The sequence below is a fragment of the Loktanella agnita genome, from assembly GCF_046640325.1.
Taxonomy (GTDB): Bacteria; Pseudomonadota; Alphaproteobacteria; order Rhodobacterales; family Rhodobacteraceae; genus Yoonia; species Yoonia agnita.
In genome coordinates this window covers 166,077-181,002 of record NZ_JBJMBF010000003.1, presented here as the reverse complement: position 1 = coordinate 181,002, position 14,926 = coordinate 166,077, and the positions used below count along the sequence as shown (strand labels likewise).

The following is a 14,926-nucleotide window of genomic DNA, read 5'->3' as shown; positions in this document are numbered from 1 at the left end:
TCTCAGGCCTTTCCGAACAGGCCGTTTGGCCGCACCAGCAAGAGCAAAAGAAACACGGTATAGACCGCCGCCAGTGTGAGACCCGGATCGACATAGGCCGCGACGAAGGTTTCAACCAACCCCAGCAGCAGGCCCGCAACGATCGCCCCCGGCACGCTGCCCTTACCGCCAAGAATGACGACAATCAGCGCTTTCATGGTAAAGACGACACCGCCGGTCGCGGTGAAGGTCTGGAACATCGACAGCACCACACCCCCGGTGGCCGCCAGCGCGCCGCCCATGGCAAAAGCCGTGCGTGCGGCGCGGTCGGTGTCGATCCCAAAAAGCGGGGCGCTTTGCGGTGCCAGCGCCACAGCCCGTAACACCATGCCCCAGCGGGTGCGGAACAACACGACAACCAATGCGGCCCCGATGATCAGGCTCAGCGCCAGTGCCAGCAGGCGGTTGGCCGCGACCTTTGTGCCCAACACGTCAACAGGCGTATTGAGAAAGCTGTAGCTGGTGTAACCACCGCCAAAAACGGTCAGCAAGATACCCTGGATGACAAAGAGTAAACCAAACGTCACAAGGATACTGTCCACCTCCAGCGCGCCCTCGTCAGGTGCGCGGTCCACCAGTGGCTTCATGATGATGCGGTAGATGACAAGGCTCAGGGCGTATCCCGTGGGCACAAGAATCAACAGCGCAAGGATCGGGCCGATCTGGAACGCCGTAAACAGCAGGTATGTGGCAAAGCAGGCGGCAATGATCGTGTCGCCGAAGCTCAGGTTCATTATCCGGGCGATCCCGTACTGGATGGTCAGCCCCATCGCGACAAGCGCATAGGTGCCACCGAGCACGAGTCCGTTGACGACGTGTTCTAACATGAAAGGTTCCGATTGGTTCGCGTGGTGGGCGGAGGGGGACATCCCTCTCCGCCCCTATTGTAAATTGCCTGCGGATTAGAGCATTTCGATTTTTACCTGAATCACCAATCGCTGCCTTTCGCCTGCGGCTCAAACGCAATTGGTGATTTGTGATGTCTCAGGTTAAAACCGAACCGCTTTAGTCCCAATCAGGCTTGGGCAGTTGCGCAGCAGCCATGCCGTCACCGCCCGTTGGGGAAACGGCGACGAATTGCCCGTTCTGCCACTGGCCAACCCAGTTGATGGCGCGCAGCTGGTTGTCTTCCAGGCGAGTCTCTTCACCCAGCACGGTAGAAAATGTACCGGTCGACAGTTCCTCGGCCACCGCCGCCCGGTCAAGACCGACGCGTTGGATGGATTCCCCAAGCATCTGCAATGAGGCATATACGAGCACAGATCCCCAGTAATCGGGCGCACGACCGATGACATCTTCGTGCCGGGCACGGTAAGCCGCGTTCAGCGTGTTGTCCGGGTCAATGCCGCCAAGGCTCATGATACCTTCGACCGATCCGCCCGCGATACCGGGATAGACTGGAAAGGCTGCCCCAACGCCAAGATAAAAGACCGGCGGATTGAAATCGGCAACCTGCGCCTGTTTGGTCAGCGCAAATGTGTGCGGCGGATAGCTAAAGGCCACAAAGGTGTTTGCGTCCGCGCTTGAGGCTTCGCTCAGGATCGTTGCGAAATCAGAGGTTTCGGGTGGAAAGCTCTTGTCATAGCTGATCTCGAACCCGGCTTCTGTGAAGGCGGGACGTGCGGCTTTTACCAGGTCGATACCGAAGCCGTCCGCTACGGAAACCATGGCGATATTGTTGTTGATCGTGCCTGCCTCGCGCTCTGCCACAAGGATTTCGGTCAGCGCATCAACGTAATCCGCACTGCCCCCCATGAACCAAAAGCTAGAGTCCCAACGCTGCACAAAGTCTGGTGCCTTGTCGGTCACGGCCGCGCCGGCCAGATGCGGATAGCCGTGCCGTGCCATCAATGGCGCAACGGCAAGGTTAAAGCCCGTGCCCCATGGCGGCAGAATGAAATCGACCTCATCCTGTGTGGCGAGGCGTTCTACCGCGCGCACGACTTCCTCGGCTGAAGAGCGGTCGTCATAGGCAATCACTTCGATCATCTTCTGGCTGCCGTCCGGCAGTGTCAGCCCGCCCGCGGCGTTTACCTCTTCCACCCAAAGTTCGTAGTTTGGTGTGACGGTCATATCCGAACCGCCCGCGTTTGGGCCTGATTTGGACACGGCGTAGCCGATCGTGACCGTATCGTCATCCTGCGCAAACGACGCCGTTGCGCCCGCGGTGACCAGCAGTGCCGCAGTGGCGGCATGCGCAGAAAAACGGCAGACGCCGAAAGCTGCCTGCGAAAATGCATTCATCATGGTGTTCCTCCCTATTTTGCGGGGCGCCGCGACCCAATTGCGCGCCGCACTCCGATGCCGCACGTCCTCCACGCTTGGCCTGTTGCATAGGCTACGCCTGTCCAGCGGATCGCGTAATAGACATTTTGGGGAAAGAATGGTACTTTTGACGCAATCCGATGAAGGCAGACCGTATCCATGGAACGACAGACCATACAGGCCGAACGTATCAAGAGCGCCTTGTCCAAGACGGAATTCGCCACATCGGGCGGGCGTGCAGTCCTGCTTTTACTGTTGTCAGGGCGCGGCACCTTCTTTTCAGAAGATGTGGAACGTGAAATCGCGGCCCCTTGTATGGTCTGGGCCCCGACAGGCTGGCCGACACGCATCGCACTTACGGCAGGGGCACGTGGCTACCTCTTGCGGATGCCAGAGCGTGCCCTTGGCCGCGCCTTGCCAACGGATGTGCTATCCGCCCATGTGCGCGAAGTGGTAAGCCGCCGGATGTTCCTGTCGGATCTGTCATCAAAGGTAATCGCGTCCTTCACAACATTGTTCGAAAAGATCGAAACAGAACTGCGCGACGCCGCGCCCGGCAGTGAAACCGTTCTGCATCACTGCATTTCATTGATGCTGATCGATATATGGCGCGCAGACGCGCGACCGCGGCCATCCATGGAACAGCAGCCACACCGCATATCCGACAATTTTCTGAGCCTTGTGGAGCTGCACCTGCAAAACCAGTGGAACATCGCGGAATACGCAAAGCGTATCGGCGTGTCGCGCGATCGTTTGAATGGTGCGGTGCGGCGCGCCATCGGCATTCCGCCGCATGCGCATATCCAACGCAGGCTGATGGAAGAAGCCAAGGCGCTTTTGGTGACGACAAATCTACACGTTGCAGAGGTAGGCTACCGGCTGGGTTTCAGTGACGCAGCCTATTTCACGCGCTTCTTTCGAAGGCACGAAAGCCTCGCCCCTGCGCAGTTTCGCAGGACATATACGCCGCTTTACCGGACGCGCACGGAAGAGGTGTCTTTCGCGGAATGGCCTTAAGCAGCGGCTGGCGTGTATGTATAGGATATCGGGACTGAACGCCGCGATACGGCGTTCAGTCCCGAGTATTGACGCAGTCTTCTGATCACTTCACGTCGTAAAGCGCTGCGATATCATCCAGCATCAGATGCGCGGCCAGAATGCCGCCAGCGGTGTTCCAGATCGGATCGCTGACCTCATGCACCTTGCCTGCCTTGACGGCTTCAAGCGATTGCCACAGCGGGTCTTCCAGCGCATCGTCACGCGCGGCATTGCCCTCACCGTCGCCGGTCTCCCATGTGAAGTGGAAAATGCGGTCGCCGTCCATGTCAGGAATGCTTTCTTTCCCGGTCCGGATCGCGAAGTCATCGACATTTTGATTTTCAGGGCGGTTGAAGCCAAGCTCGCTTAGGATAAACCCCGAAAAGCTGTCGAGTTGATAGATACGGATTTGGGTCGGCAGAAAGCGGATAACGCTGACCTCTTCGTTCAGGTGCTCCCCCAGCTTTTCAGACAAGCTGCTGACGTTGTCTTCGAAGGCGGTCAGCAATGCCGCACCCTCATCCGCCTTGCCAAGTGCGTGGGCATAAAGTTCGAAATTCCGGCGCCAGTCACCGCGCAGCCGCTCCGAGACGACGGTTGGGGCAATTGCGGAAAGCTGCGGATAGATCTCTTCGTGGCGCTGTTTGTTGCCAAGGATCAGGTCAGGCTGCAGCGCCGCAATAAGTTCCAGATTGATGGCACTTTCCTTGCCAAGGCTTGTGACCTCTTCCATTTGATCGGCGATATGCGGGTACCATGGATCACCCAGCCACGACTGTGCCGCGCCCACAGGTGTAATGCCCAGCGCAAGAACGGCTTCAGTGCCTTCATTGGTCAGAACAACCACACGGGCCGGTGTCTCTGGGACCTCTGTAGTGCCCATCGCGTGTTCGATTGTATCTGCGAAAAGCGCGGACGGAAAAAACGCAATGGCGCATAAAAATTGGCGAAACATGACTGATATCCTTTTGACTTGCATGCTCAGAATATCAGTGGCGGCGGCTTCCTCATTCTGTCGGGCCTTTTCTTGATAAAAAAACTCAGATAAGTCAATCAGCGATGAAATGGACGATCCCCCTCTTCGCTGTCATGCTAGTCATGGCCGCAACGGCAAGCCTGCATATCGGTCTGCGCATTTATGCGCCAAGCGATGTGGTTCAGGCAATTTTGTCACCAACACAATCGCAGGATGATCTGATTATTCGTGGGCTCAGGGTGCCACGTACCGCCGGTGCAATCTTTGTGGGTGCCGCGCTCGCAGTGGCAGGTTTGTTGATGCAAACGGTGCTGCGCAATCCGCTCGCTGATCCCGGCTTGCTGGGGATTAATGCGGGTGCCAGCTTTGGTGTCGTCTTCGGCTTTGCGGTTTTGGGCATTTCGGGTTTCGTCGGGCTTTCACTGGCCGCATTGCTTGGGTCAGCCATTGCAATGCTAGGGATTTTCGCGCTTGTAACACTTGGCAAAGGCAGGCTGACACCGACATCCGTCGTGCTGGCAGGCGTTACGCTTGCGGCGTTCCTTGGGTCTATTACGCAGATCCTCATCGTGACCGACGAAGGCACGATGGAGGCTCTGTTGTTTTGGCTGGCCGGAGGTTTCGCGGATCGTGACCCTGCCCTGCTTTGGGCCGCAGCGCCGATGCTGGCGCTTGGGATTTGCGGCGTTTGCTTTTTCACCCATGCGCTTGATGCGATGGTCACTGGCGACGACACGGCGCGTGCGCTGGGGGTGGATACGACACGGATGCGTATCTTTGCACTTTGCATTGCGACGGTGCTCGCGGCGCTGTCGGTCGTGGTCGCGGGACCTGTTGGGTTTGTGGGTCTTGTGGCCCCCCACCTCGCCCGGCTCTTGTCGGTGCAATCACACACACAACTGCTTCCCCTGACCGCGCTGATCGGGGCATGCTTGGCCATTCTGGCCGATATCGCCGCCCGCCTTGTCGCCTCGCCGCAAGAGGTGCCTGTAACGGCAACCCTGGCGCTTGTTGGGGCGCCGGTATTGGTGAGCCTTGTCCGCCGCAGAAAGCTGCGGGCCACCGCATGAACCAGATCACATGGAGAAGTGCCCGTGTGGTCGGGCCAGCCGTAACGCTGCTTGCGCTGGTGTTGCTCGCCACAGGTATCGGGTCGTCATGGATCGGGCCGGACCGCGTTTTGCTGGCAGTCTTCGGCCAAGGCTCTGCGACGGATACAATCATCATTTGGACGCTGCGATTGCCCCGTGTCGCGCTTGCCGTTCTGGCCGGGGCGGCACTTGGGCTGGCAGGGCTGTTGTTACAGCGGGTCGTGCGAAACCCGATTGCATCGCCATCAGTGCTGGGGATCGTCGATGGTGCGGCCGTGGGTGTCGTTCTGTTCCTTTGGGTATTCTCAAATGAGGCGAACGCCCTGATGGTGTCCATTCAGTGGCAGCCGATGGCGGCGACAGCAGGCGCGACGACTTTCGCGGTCATGGTTGCGATACTGGCCGGGCGCGACATCGCACAGCCCGCGCGGTTGATCCTCTATGGGATCGCGATGGCCGCACTTGCCAAATCCTTGGTGACGGTGCTGGTGATCCTCGGCCCGGTCTATCGGGCATCGCAGGCGCTGATCTGGTTGGCGGGATCGGTGCACGCGGCCCATTGGGAAGATGCCGCGATCTTGTCGATTGTGCTTGTCACAGTGTTGTGCCTTTTGGCGTTGTTGCGCCGGTCCATCGGGCAGATGGTTCTGGATGACACCACCGCGACCGCCACAGGCTTGGTACCGGTTCTGGGCAAAGGGGTAATCTTGATCTTATCCGTGGTGCTGACCAGCGCGGCTGTCTCCTTTGCCGGAGGCATTGCCTTTGTGGGGCTGATTGCACCCAACGCGGCACGCGCATTGGTGGGGCTGGATACTGACAGGTTGCTGTTCGTGACACCAATCGTGGGCGCAGCAATGGTCTTATGTGCGGACATCATCGCGCGTGTTGTCGCCTATCCGCTCGAACTGCCAACAGGCGCGGTGACAGCGCTGGTCGGCGCACCCTACTTCCTATTCCTGCTGCTGAGACAAATACGCCATGTTTGATACACTTGATATTGGAAATATAAGCTTTTCATATAATGATGCGCCGGTTTTACATGACGTAAGCCACCAGTTCGCGCCGGGGAAACTCACCGTTATTTGCGGCCCCAATGGATCAGGCAAATCGACATTGCTGCACATCGCGTCCGGCTTGGTCAAACCGACAACCGGCGCTGTGAAACTGGGCGCACATATCATCAGCGAGATACCGGCAGGCCAGCGGGCACAACGTCTGGCAATGCTGCCGCAGTCACCCGAAGCACCCAGCGAGCTGACGGTGAATGACCTTGTCGCACTGGGGCGCTATGCCTACCGAAAACCATTTGCAGGGCTGTCGACCCAAGACAAAAGCGCGATCACCGGCGCGCTGGCAAAAACCAACCTAAACGGTCTGGGCGATCGCACCCTGGCCCAGCTTTCAGGCGGGCAACGACAACGCAGCTGGATCGCACTGGTTCTGGCACAAGAGGCACCGCTTTTCTTGCTTGATGAGCCGACCAACCATCTGGATATCGCGCACGCGTTCGAAACGATGCTGCTGCTGCAAAAATTGGTGCGCGAAGAAAACAAAACCGTCGTGGTCGTCTTGCATGATATCAACCTCATGACAGCCTTCGCCGAAGAGGTGGTGCTGATGAAAGCAGGCAAAATCATCGCTGCCGGAGCTTACGAAGACGCGGTTACAGAACATGTCCTGTCAGACCTTTACGGACGGCGCTGCACCTTTGGCACGGTGGCAAATCGCGACCGACCTTTTGTTGTAGTTTCTTAAGGTTAGTACGCCCGCAGGATACCTGCAATGAAGCACCAAAGGATCAATAAGCGCGGTGACATGGGTAGGACCTAAGCCTGCCCTTCCATCACCCGATCAAAATGCTGCCGCAGTGCGACATCCAGATCGTCCATCGTTACGGGTAATCCAAGATCAACAAGCGATGTGACGCCGTGCGCGCTGATCCCGCAGGGGACGATGCCAGTGAAATGGTCAAGCTCCGGATCCACATTGATCGAGATACCATGAAACGATATCCATTTACGCATCCTGATGCCGATAGCGGCGATTTTATCTTCTGCCGGACTGCCGTCAGGCTGGGCCGGCTTTTCGGGGCGCTGCACCCAGACGCCAACCCGGCCCTCGCGGATTTCGCCCTTGATGTTAAAGCTGTCCAGCGTGGCGATTACCCAGTGCTCTAAGCTTTGCACGAATTTGCGTATATCCCGCCCGCGTCTGTTCAGATCGAGCATCACATAAACAACACGCTGGCCTGGGCCGTGATAAGTATACTCACCGCCGCGCCGCGCATCGAACACCGGGAACCGCTGCGGGTCGATCAGGTCGGCGGATTTGGCAGAGGTACCTGCGGTGTAAAGCGGCGGATGTTCAAGAAGCCACACGCATTCCTCCGCCTCGCCCTTTGCGATCGCATCAACCCGCTGCTCCATAAAGGCCAGCGCCTCTGGGTATGCGGTCAAGCCGTCGGTGATGATCCATTCTACCATGATCGCCACGGGGCTGGCCCCGTCTCCTTTGGGGTCTCATATGGCGGTGGCTGATGCGAAAGTCACCCCTGTCATGCAACCCCCATATTCTGGCCGCGCATTGTACGGGCGCAAGGTGTGATTTTTGCCCTTGAGAAGCGCCGATCACTTCGTTACAGACCCGCCTACCAAGCCTGAGACAAAGCGGTCGTGGCGGAATTGGTAGACGCGCAGCGTTGAGGTCGCTGTGAGGTAACACTCGTGGGGGTTCGAGTCCCCCCGACCGCACCAGAACCACCTCTTGAAGGTGTTGTTTTTCACGCATGTCATGACATGAAAGCCATCGCGAGACCGATATTGGGGACACTTCGCATGGTTTTAGTGATGAATATCTCTACAACTGCAATGCCATGACAATTCCCGCCCTTGCTCATACTGGCGACGAGATTGCCTTTGATGCTAAATGATTGCGACTCTTTATCAGTGTGTTGCTAATGTTGATCAAAATAAATCATGACCTACAGCGTTTCGATTTATCCTTGGATCACAATACACTGCCTCTCCCTAACGGTCGAACGCGATTTGTGATGCTTAATGTCTAAAGTTAAAATCGAAACGCTTTAATGCTTTGGTTTGCGCCTCCAAACGGCGGTCAATTGTCGTGTGCGACGACATGGGCCAGCGACAACGCGTCTTGAAAATAAGTCGATACAATAGCCTCGCACCCTATCAATACATCAGCAAAATCTGAACCGCAGAGCCAAATCTTTTTCTTAAATCTGATCCTGTAAATGCCCGGCTTGAAAAGCGAGATAACTGGTATCGAAAAACCAATTGGTTAAAATCAATTACACATGAATTTCGGACAAGGGGCGACGACATCAGCACGCCCCCCCCCCTCAAAGACCCGATTGAAACTCCGCGATCAACGATTCCACGACCGCCTGCAGCGCCTCGTGGTCGCTTGCCCCATCTGCCAGCGCCTTGTCCCGTACCTGCCGCTGCCGATCGGCGCTCGTTCCATCCTGCAAAATCATACGGACGGCCTCGACCTCAGCCACGCAGTCTAGCGCCTGTGCATCTTCGGCGATCAGTTCAAGAATATCGTCCACCACCTGTTTAAATGAGATCAGACATTTACGGCCGAAATCAATCTGCCCTTCGGACACGCCATAGCGCTGCGCCCGCCAGCGGTTTTCGCTAATCATGAAGTTATCCATCGCCCGCCATCCGCCCCCGTTTTGCCCACGCCGCCAGATCATCCGGCTCAGGCATTGGGTCAGCGCGGCAAGCGTCAGTGTCACCTCAATCCGCGGGGACACATCAAAGATCCGCGCCTCAATCGTGGGGAATTTTGCGGAAGGACGCAAATCCCACCAGATCTTTGAGCTGTCCTCGATCAACTCCAGATCGACCAGTGTCTCAACAGCCGAACTATAGGCGGCCCAATCGCGCATCTGTGGTGGCAGCCCGGTGCGCGGCAGGTTATCGAAAACTGACAACCGGTAAGAATTCATGCCCGTATCGATCCCTTGCCAAAAAGGCGAGGATGTCGAGAGCGCATGCAGATGTGGCAGAAAGTATTTCAACTGATTGACCAGTGCGATCCGCATGTTCTTATCCGGAACACCCACATGCACATGCATGCCGCAGATCAGCATGCGGCGGGCGACACCGGCCAGATCGCGACGCAGCTGATTATAGCGTTCCTTGTCTGTGTGATGCTGCTCTTTCCAATCCCCGAAGGGGTGACATGAGGCTGCGATCGGGGCGAGCCCATAACTGGCCGCGTGATCGGCCACGGTTTGCCGAAGGCAGCGTAAGTCTTCGCGCGCTTCGGAAATAGTCCGGCAGACCCCTGTCCCAACCTCAATCTGGCATTCAAGAAATTCCGGGCTGACCTTGCCTTTTAGGTCCGCCTTGCAAGCCGCCATCAGCGCATCCGGCGCACGCGCGAGCGCAAAGCTTTGCTGGTCAACCAGCAAGTATTCTTCCTCAATACCAATCGTAAACGGGGGGCTTTCTTCTACCATGCACCGACCTCCGCTGATATTGGATGAGGAAAACAGCAATATCCGTTGTCCGCAAGCTTGTTGATCTGTTGCCTGCCCGCCTGCCCTGCGCCAATATTACTCAGTCGAACCGCTGCATCCTTTATTGCCCCTTAACTGGCAACCGTTTAGAACGCGAACAAATCGCGCGCAGAAACTGACTCGGCGCGCGGCCCAGGTAGCCAAGACGAGGGAGAGCCAAACATGGCAGATGCAGCCATCCACGGCGATACACACGAGGACGAGCGGGGCTTTTTCACCCGTTGGTTCATGTCAACAAATCACAAAGATATCGGGATCCTGTATCTTTGGGTCGCTGGCGCACTGGGCTTTGTCTCAGTTGCCTTCACGGTTTTCATGCGGCTCGAGCTGATGCACCCTGGCGTGCAATACATGTGTACCGAAGGCGCACGCTTCTTCGTAGATGCCTCGCGACCTTGTACGCCGGATGGAGATCTGTGGAACGTAATGATCACCTATCACGGCGTCTTGATGATGTTTTTCGTGGTCATCCCAGCTCTTTTTGGTGGCTTCGGTAACTATTTCATGCCGTTGCAGATCGGCGCGCCGGACATGGCCTTCCCGCGACTGAATAATCTATCTTTCTGGATGTTTACCGCTGGTGCCGCTCTCGGGATTGCCTCTTTGATGGCGCCGAATGGGAATGATGGCTTTGGCGCAGGTACCGGCTGGGTTTTGTATCCGCCGCTGTCGACGCAACCCGGAGTCGCTCTACCGATGTCGCTTGCGATCTTCGCGGTGCACCTGTCCGGCGCATCTTCAATCTTGGGTGCGATCAATATGATCACAACCTTCCTGAACATGCGTACCCCCGGCATGACGCTGCACAAAGTGCCACTTTTTGCATGGTCGATTTTCGTGACTGCTTGGCTAATTCTGCTGGCTCTACCCGTTCTAGCTGGCGCCATCACAATGTTGCTGACCGATATAAACTTCGGCACGACCTTCTTTGACCCTGCTGGCGGCGGTGATCCGATCCTGTATCAGCACATCCTTTGGTTCTTCGGCCATCCGGAAGTGTATATCATCATTATCCCCGGCTTCGGGATCATCAGCCACGTGATTGCAACCTTCAGCCGCAAGCCGATCTTTGGCTACCTTCCGATGGTATATGCGATGGTTGCTATTGGTGTTCTGGGCTTCGTCGTCTGGGCGCACCACATGTACACCGTCGGCATGTCGCTGACCCAGCAAAGCTACTTTATGCTGGCCACGATGGTGATTGCGGTGCCAACCGGGGTGAAAATCTTTTCATGGATCGCCACCATGTGGGGCGGCTCGGTCGAGTTCAAGGCACCAATGCTCTGGGCCTTTGGCTTCTTGTTCCTGTTCACCGTCGGTGGCGTGACAGGCATCGTGCTGTCGCAAGCTGGCGTCGACCGGGTATATCATGACACTTACTATGTCGTTGCACACTTCCACTATGTGATGTCGCTGGGTGCAGTCTTTGCCATCTTTGCAGGGATCTACTTCTACTTGCCAAAAATGTCCGGCAAGATGTATCCCGAATGGGCGGCCAAACTGCATTTCTGGATGATGTTTGTGGGTGCTAACCTGACATTCTTCCCCCAACACTTCTTGGGTCGTCAGGGGATGCCCCGCCGCTACATCGATTATCCGGACGCATTCGCAATCTGGAACTATGTGTCGAGCATCGGTGCATTCTTGTCCTTCATCTCTTTCGTGTTCTTCATTGGGGTGCTGTTTTACACGCTGCTCAGAGGCGCGCGCGTAACAGAGAACAACCCGTGGAACGAATTTGCCGATACGCTGGAATGGACACTACCATCACCACCGCCAGAGCATACGTTCGAAATCCTGCCCAAGCAGGAAGACTGGGATAAGGGCCACGCTCACTAGGCCAAATCGTAAGAGTGACACAACAAAGGCCTTACCTTTCAGGTAAGGCCTTTTTTCATGAGAACATACAAAACCGTGCGTTTCATAAGGAAATCCTGCCCCACCAGATCACCCTCAGCTCTCGCTTGGACTACAGCGTTTCGATTTTAACTTGAGGCACCAGACATCACAAATCGCGTTCGACCGATAGGGAGAGGCAGCGAATTGTGATTCTAGTAAAAATCGAAGTGCTTTAGCTTCAATAAATCTAAAGCAGCGACATGGCTGCATATTACTGACCTATAGATTTAGCCGTTAGAAAATGGCGGTTGCTCGGCCACCGGCCAGCGACAAATCGGCACCTTTGTTCACCTCCACCGTTTCGCTACAAAGGCAGCATGCCCGTCGAATGGTCCCACCCTAGCCCGCAAGAAACGCGCCATTGGCAGCTCAGCCTTTGGCCCTATCGGTCGCTTCTGCGCAAGGATTTCGTTTTGTTCATCGGTGCCACTGCTGCACTGATCGCACTACCGCTTGTCGCGGCTATTGGGACAGCAGTGCTCTGGGGGCTTTTGCCATTTTTTGCCCTGATGCTGAGTGGCCTCTGGTACGCGCTACACATTAGCTACCGTCGTGGTGAAATCCTTGAAGAACTGACCGTTGATGACACAACGGCACATCTGACACGGCACAATCCCGCAGGCAACATTCAGGAATGGGAGGCGAACCGCTATTGGATCAGCGTCCATATCCGCGATGACGGCCCGGTGGAGAAATATCTGACGCTGCGCGGCAATGGGCGAGAGGTTGAACTGGGTGCTTTCCTGACCCCAGAGGAACGGCAAGCATTACATGGCGAACTCATGCAAGCCCTTTCAGGCGGTCGGTAAATGATCACGCCAGAGAAAAACGCGACACTCTATGACAAGGATGCCTTACTTACCGCATATCTTATCTGTCATTTTTGAGCTCACCGATGTACCGCTCGCTACCTGATTTTCGTTTTCGCACCTGCAGCCATATTTCTCGCTGCCATACCTTGGTTAAAACCGATGGGGGCCCTGACGATCTAAATGATCGCAGCTTTGGCCGCCATCTGGACGATCGCCACATCGCTTGCCCTTGCACGCAGGCAGCATACGCACTTGGATGAATGGCAACGCGCCGACGCGCAATTAATCATTTTGGTATTGGCGACAGAGCGGTTTCACGGTGTGCTTGGCAGTGTTTTGCTACTCTTCAGCCGGACCGGCGTGGCAATCGAAATTTCCACACTCGTCATTATTCGCATGGTCGGGACTTGCCTCACCGTGCCCTCACAGGCTCTTTGCACGCTCACCCCAGTTTCTGCTTCACCATCGGGCCGACCTTGCCGAAATCCATCTGGCCGGTATAGCGGCCCTTCAGTGCGGCCATCACCTTGCCCATGTCCCGAATGCTGCTCGCGCCTACCTCGGCGATGGCGGCATCAACCGCTTTTTCGGTTTCACCCGCGTTCAATTGACGCGGAAGGAACTCTTCGATCACCTTAATTTCAGAGCGTTCTTTCTCTGCCAGCTCCAGCCGCCCGCCTTCTTCATAGGCACGCGCGCTTTCCTGACGTTGTTTGACCATGCGGCCCATGATCGACAGCACCTCGTCATCCGATACGCCATCCGTGTCATCACCGGACCCGCGCCGCGCGATATCCTTGTCCTTGATCGCGGCGTTGATCAGCCGCAATGTCGACAGGCGATCCGCCTCTTTCGACTTCATCGCATTCTTCAGGGCCGTGTTGACCCTATCACGCATGTCCATGGATGTTCCCGTTCATCACCTTCAAACGAACGCCCAGCCTATCGTGCCCGGCTTCATCTGACAAGCAGCACTTGCGTGACGTCAGCCCTTGTTTCAAAGGCACATTCCTGCCTTGACCCGGGGCAGCTGCCCCCGTAAACCCGGCTCAATTTGACCACAGGAGCGGTATGCGATGATCCAGAAACCGACGGCTTGCCTGGCCCTTGCAGACGGCACCATCTTCTATGGTTTCGGCTTTGGCGCGACTGGCGAAACCACAGCAGAGCTTTGCTTTAACACGGCGATGACCGGCTATCAGGAAATCATGACGGACCCATCCTACGCGGGGCAGATCGTGACCTTCACCTTTCCGCATATCGGCAACACGGGTGTGAACCCGGACGATGACGAAACGGCAGATCCGGTCGCCTGTGGCATGGTCGTGAAATGGGACCCGACAGAGCCATCAAGCTGGCGCGCCACAGAGAACCTGACCACCTGGCTTTCGCGGCGCAACCGGATCGGGATCGGCGGCGTCGATACCCGGCGGCTGACCCGCGCCATCCGGCAGCAAGGCGCACCGCATGTGGCGCTGGCCCATGATCCTGATGGCAATTTCGACATCGAATCCTTGGTTGCAAAAGCCCGTGCCTTTCAAGGGCTTGAGGGGCTTGATCTGGCCAAGGATGTTACCTGTGCGCAATCTTATCGTTGGGATGAAATGCGTTGGGCTTGGCCGGAAGGGTACAAACCCCAAACCGAGCCCAAGCATAAAGTTGTCGCCATCGACTACGGCGCGAAACGCAACATTCTGCGCTGCCTTGCCAGCGCAGGTTGCGACGTCACGGTCCTGCCCGCAACCGCCACAGCTGCAGATGTTTTGGCGCTGAACCCCGACGGGGTGTTTCTGTCAAATGGTCCGGGGGATCCGGCGGCGACCGGCGCATATGCCGTTCCGACCATCAAAGGTGTGCTTGAGGCCGACCTGCCGGTCTTTGGCATCTGCCTTGGGCACCAGATGCTGGCGCTGGCACTGGGGGCAAAGACGATCAAGATGAACCACGGCCATCATGGCGCGAACCATCCGGTGAAAGACTACGAAACCGGCAAGGTCGAAATCACCTCCATGAACCATGGGTTTACCGTCGATAGTCAGAGCCTGCCGGCAGGTGTCACCGAAACCCATGTATCGCTTTTTGACGGATCAAACTGCGGCATTCGCGTCTCTGACCGCCCCGTCTTCAGCGTACAATATCACCCCGAGGCAAGCCCCGGTCCGCAGGACAGCTACTACCTGTTCGAACGGTTTACCCAAGCGATGCGCAGCCGCGCACCCGCAGTAAGCTAACAGAAGGCGTCCTGCGC

13 protein-coding genes and 1 tRNA gene are annotated in these 14,926 nt (G+C 56.8%); 8 read left to right on the top strand and 6 right to left on the bottom strand.

The annotated features are described in order from the left end of the window. Positions 1-2 precede the first annotated feature (2 nt). Complete coding sequence (locus ACJ5NV_RS04590) at positions 3-866, bottom strand: branched-chain amino acid ABC transporter permease (RefSeq protein WP_411642445.1); 864 nt, start codon at positions 864-866, stop codon at positions 3-5. A gap of 178 nt (positions 867-1,044) precedes the next feature. After that, the gene (locus ACJ5NV_RS04585; RefSeq protein ID WP_411642444.1) at positions 1,045-2,286 is read right to left on the bottom strand and encodes an amino acid ABC transporter substrate-binding protein; all 1,242 of its coding nucleotides are present in this window, start codon (positions 2,284-2,286) and stop codon (positions 1,045-1,047) included. Positions 2,287-2,463: 177 nt separating this feature from the next. On the opposite strand from ACJ5NV_RS04585, the gene ACJ5NV_RS04580 reads away from it, so the two are divergent. Then, positions 2,464-3,321, top strand: a complete 858-nt coding sequence (locus ACJ5NV_RS04580; RefSeq protein WP_411642443.1) for a helix-turn-helix domain-containing protein — start codon at positions 2,464-2,466, stop codon at positions 3,319-3,321. An 85-nt stretch (positions 3,322-3,406) separates the two neighbouring features. Here ACJ5NV_RS04580 and ACJ5NV_RS04575 read toward each other — a convergent pair whose 3' ends face one another. Then, positions 3,407-4,297 carry an ABC transporter substrate-binding protein gene (locus tag ACJ5NV_RS04575; RefSeq protein WP_411642442.1) on the bottom strand — a complete coding sequence of 297 codons (891 nt, stop codon included), beginning with the start codon at positions 4,295-4,297 and terminating at the stop codon, positions 3,407-3,409. 104 nt (positions 4,298-4,401) lie between these two features. Here ACJ5NV_RS04575 and ACJ5NV_RS04570 point away from each other — a divergent pair, with 104 nt between their 5' ends. From ACJ5NV_RS04570 to ACJ5NV_RS04560, 3 genes are read left to right on the top strand one after another with little or no spacing between them, the layout of a single operon-like run. Further along, positions 4,402-5,388 carry a FecCD family ABC transporter permease gene (locus tag ACJ5NV_RS04570; RefSeq protein WP_411642441.1) on the top strand — a complete coding sequence of 329 codons (987 nt, stop codon included), beginning with the start codon at positions 4,402-4,404 and terminating at the stop codon, positions 5,386-5,388. After that, on the top strand, positions 5,385-6,398 hold the full coding sequence (locus ACJ5NV_RS04565) for a FecCD family ABC transporter permease (protein WP_411642440.1): 1,014 nt from the start codon (positions 5,385-5,387) through the stop codon (positions 6,396-6,398). Before ACJ5NV_RS04570 ends, ACJ5NV_RS04565 begins: the two co-directional genes overlap by 4 nt. After that, positions 6,391-7,167, top strand: a complete 777-nt coding sequence (locus ACJ5NV_RS04560; protein WP_411642439.1) for an ABC transporter ATP-binding protein — start codon at positions 6,391-6,393, stop codon at positions 7,165-7,167. The genes ACJ5NV_RS04565 and ACJ5NV_RS04560 overlap by 8 nt, the downstream gene beginning before the upstream one ends. A 71-nt stretch (positions 7,168-7,238) precedes the next feature. Here the strand turns inward: ACJ5NV_RS04560 and lipB are convergent, their stop codons facing one another. Further along, on the bottom strand, positions 7,239-7,895 hold the full coding sequence (gene lipB / locus ACJ5NV_RS04555; protein WP_411642567.1) for a lipoyl(octanoyl) transferase LipB: 657 nt from the start codon (positions 7,893-7,895) through the stop codon (positions 7,239-7,241). Positions 7,896-8,078: 183 nt separating this feature from the next. Between lipB and ACJ5NV_RS04550 the strand changes: the two genes are divergently transcribed. Then, positions 8,079-8,165, top strand: a tRNA-Leu gene (locus ACJ5NV_RS04550). A 608-nt stretch (positions 8,166-8,773) separates the two neighbouring features. On the opposite strand, the gene ACJ5NV_RS04545 is transcribed toward ACJ5NV_RS04550, so the two are convergent. Beyond that, positions 8,774-9,907, bottom strand: coding sequence for a carboxylate-amine ligase (locus tag ACJ5NV_RS04545; protein WP_411642438.1), 1,134 nt, complete (start codon positions 9,905-9,907; stop codon positions 8,774-8,776). Between the two features lie 222 nt (positions 9,908-10,129). On the opposite strand from ACJ5NV_RS04545, the gene ACJ5NV_RS04540 reads away from it, so the two are divergent. Continuing rightward, positions 10,130-11,806, top strand: coding sequence for a cytochrome c oxidase subunit I (locus ACJ5NV_RS04540; RefSeq protein ID WP_411642437.1), 1,677 nt, complete (start codon positions 10,130-10,132; stop codon positions 11,804-11,806). Positions 11,807-12,183: 377 nt separating this feature from the next. After that, positions 12,184-12,675, top strand: coding sequence for a DUF2244 domain-containing protein (locus ACJ5NV_RS04535; RefSeq protein ID WP_411642436.1), 492 nt, complete (start codon positions 12,184-12,186; stop codon positions 12,673-12,675). Positions 12,676-13,120: 445 nt separating this feature from the next. Here ACJ5NV_RS04535 and ACJ5NV_RS04530 read toward each other — a convergent pair whose 3' ends face one another. After that, complete coding sequence (locus tag ACJ5NV_RS04530) at positions 13,121-13,582, bottom strand: GatB/YqeY domain-containing protein (protein ID WP_411642435.1); 462 nt, start codon at positions 13,580-13,582, stop codon at positions 13,121-13,123. Between the two features lie 172 nt (positions 13,583-13,754). Between ACJ5NV_RS04530 and carA the strand changes: the two genes are divergently transcribed. Beyond that, positions 13,755-14,909: a glutamine-hydrolyzing carbamoyl-phosphate synthase small subunit gene (gene carA, locus ACJ5NV_RS04525; RefSeq protein WP_411642434.1), complete on the top strand. Its 1,155-nt coding sequence runs from the start codon at positions 13,755-13,757 to the stop codon at positions 14,907-14,909. The last annotated feature ends 17 nt before the right edge of the window (positions 14,910-14,926 follow it).

What these genes read in the sequence shown, in the direction of transcription:
- ACJ5NV_RS04590 (WP_411642445.1), bottom strand. Translation starts at nt 866, where the DNA reads ATGTTAGAACACGTCGTCAACGGACTCGTGCTCGGTGGCACCTATGCG.
- ACJ5NV_RS04585 (WP_411642444.1), bottom strand. Translation starts at nt 2,286, where the DNA reads ATGATGAATGCATTTTCGCAGGCAGCTTTCGGCGTCTGCCGTTTTTCT.
- ACJ5NV_RS04580 (WP_411642443.1), top strand. Translation starts at nt 2,464, where the DNA reads ATGGAACGACAGACCATACAGGCCGAACGTATCAAGAGCGCCTTGTCC.
- ACJ5NV_RS04575 (WP_411642442.1), bottom strand. Translation starts at nt 4,297, where the DNA reads ATGTTTCGCCAATTTTTATGCGCCATTGCGTTTTTTCCGTCCGCGCTT.
- ACJ5NV_RS04570 (WP_411642441.1), top strand. Translation starts at nt 4,402, where the DNA reads ATGAAATGGACGATCCCCCTCTTCGCTGTCATGCTAGTCATGGCCGCA.
- ACJ5NV_RS04565 (WP_411642440.1), top strand. Translation starts at nt 5,385, where the DNA reads ATGAACCAGATCACATGGAGAAGTGCCCGTGTGGTCGGGCCAGCCGTA.
- ACJ5NV_RS04560 (WP_411642439.1), top strand. Translation starts at nt 6,391, where the DNA reads ATGTTTGATACACTTGATATTGGAAATATAAGCTTTTCATATAATGAT.
- lipB (WP_411642567.1), bottom strand. Translation starts at nt 7,895, where the DNA reads ATGGTAGAATGGATCATCACCGACGGCTTGACCGCATACCCAGAGGCG.
- ACJ5NV_RS04545 (WP_411642438.1), bottom strand. Translation starts at nt 9,907, where the DNA reads ATGGTAGAAGAAAGCCCCCCGTTTACGATTGGTATTGAGGAAGAATAC.
- ACJ5NV_RS04540 (WP_411642437.1), top strand. Translation starts at nt 10,130, where the DNA reads ATGGCAGATGCAGCCATCCACGGCGATACACACGAGGACGAGCGGGGC.
- ACJ5NV_RS04535 (WP_411642436.1), top strand. Translation starts at nt 12,184, where the DNA reads ATGCCCGTCGAATGGTCCCACCCTAGCCCGCAAGAAACGCGCCATTGG.
- ACJ5NV_RS04530 (WP_411642435.1), bottom strand. Translation starts at nt 13,582, where the DNA reads ATGGACATGCGTGATAGGGTCAACACGGCCCTGAAGAATGCGATGAAG.
- carA (WP_411642434.1), top strand. Translation starts at nt 13,755, where the DNA reads ATGATCCAGAAACCGACGGCTTGCCTGGCCCTTGCAGACGGCACCATC.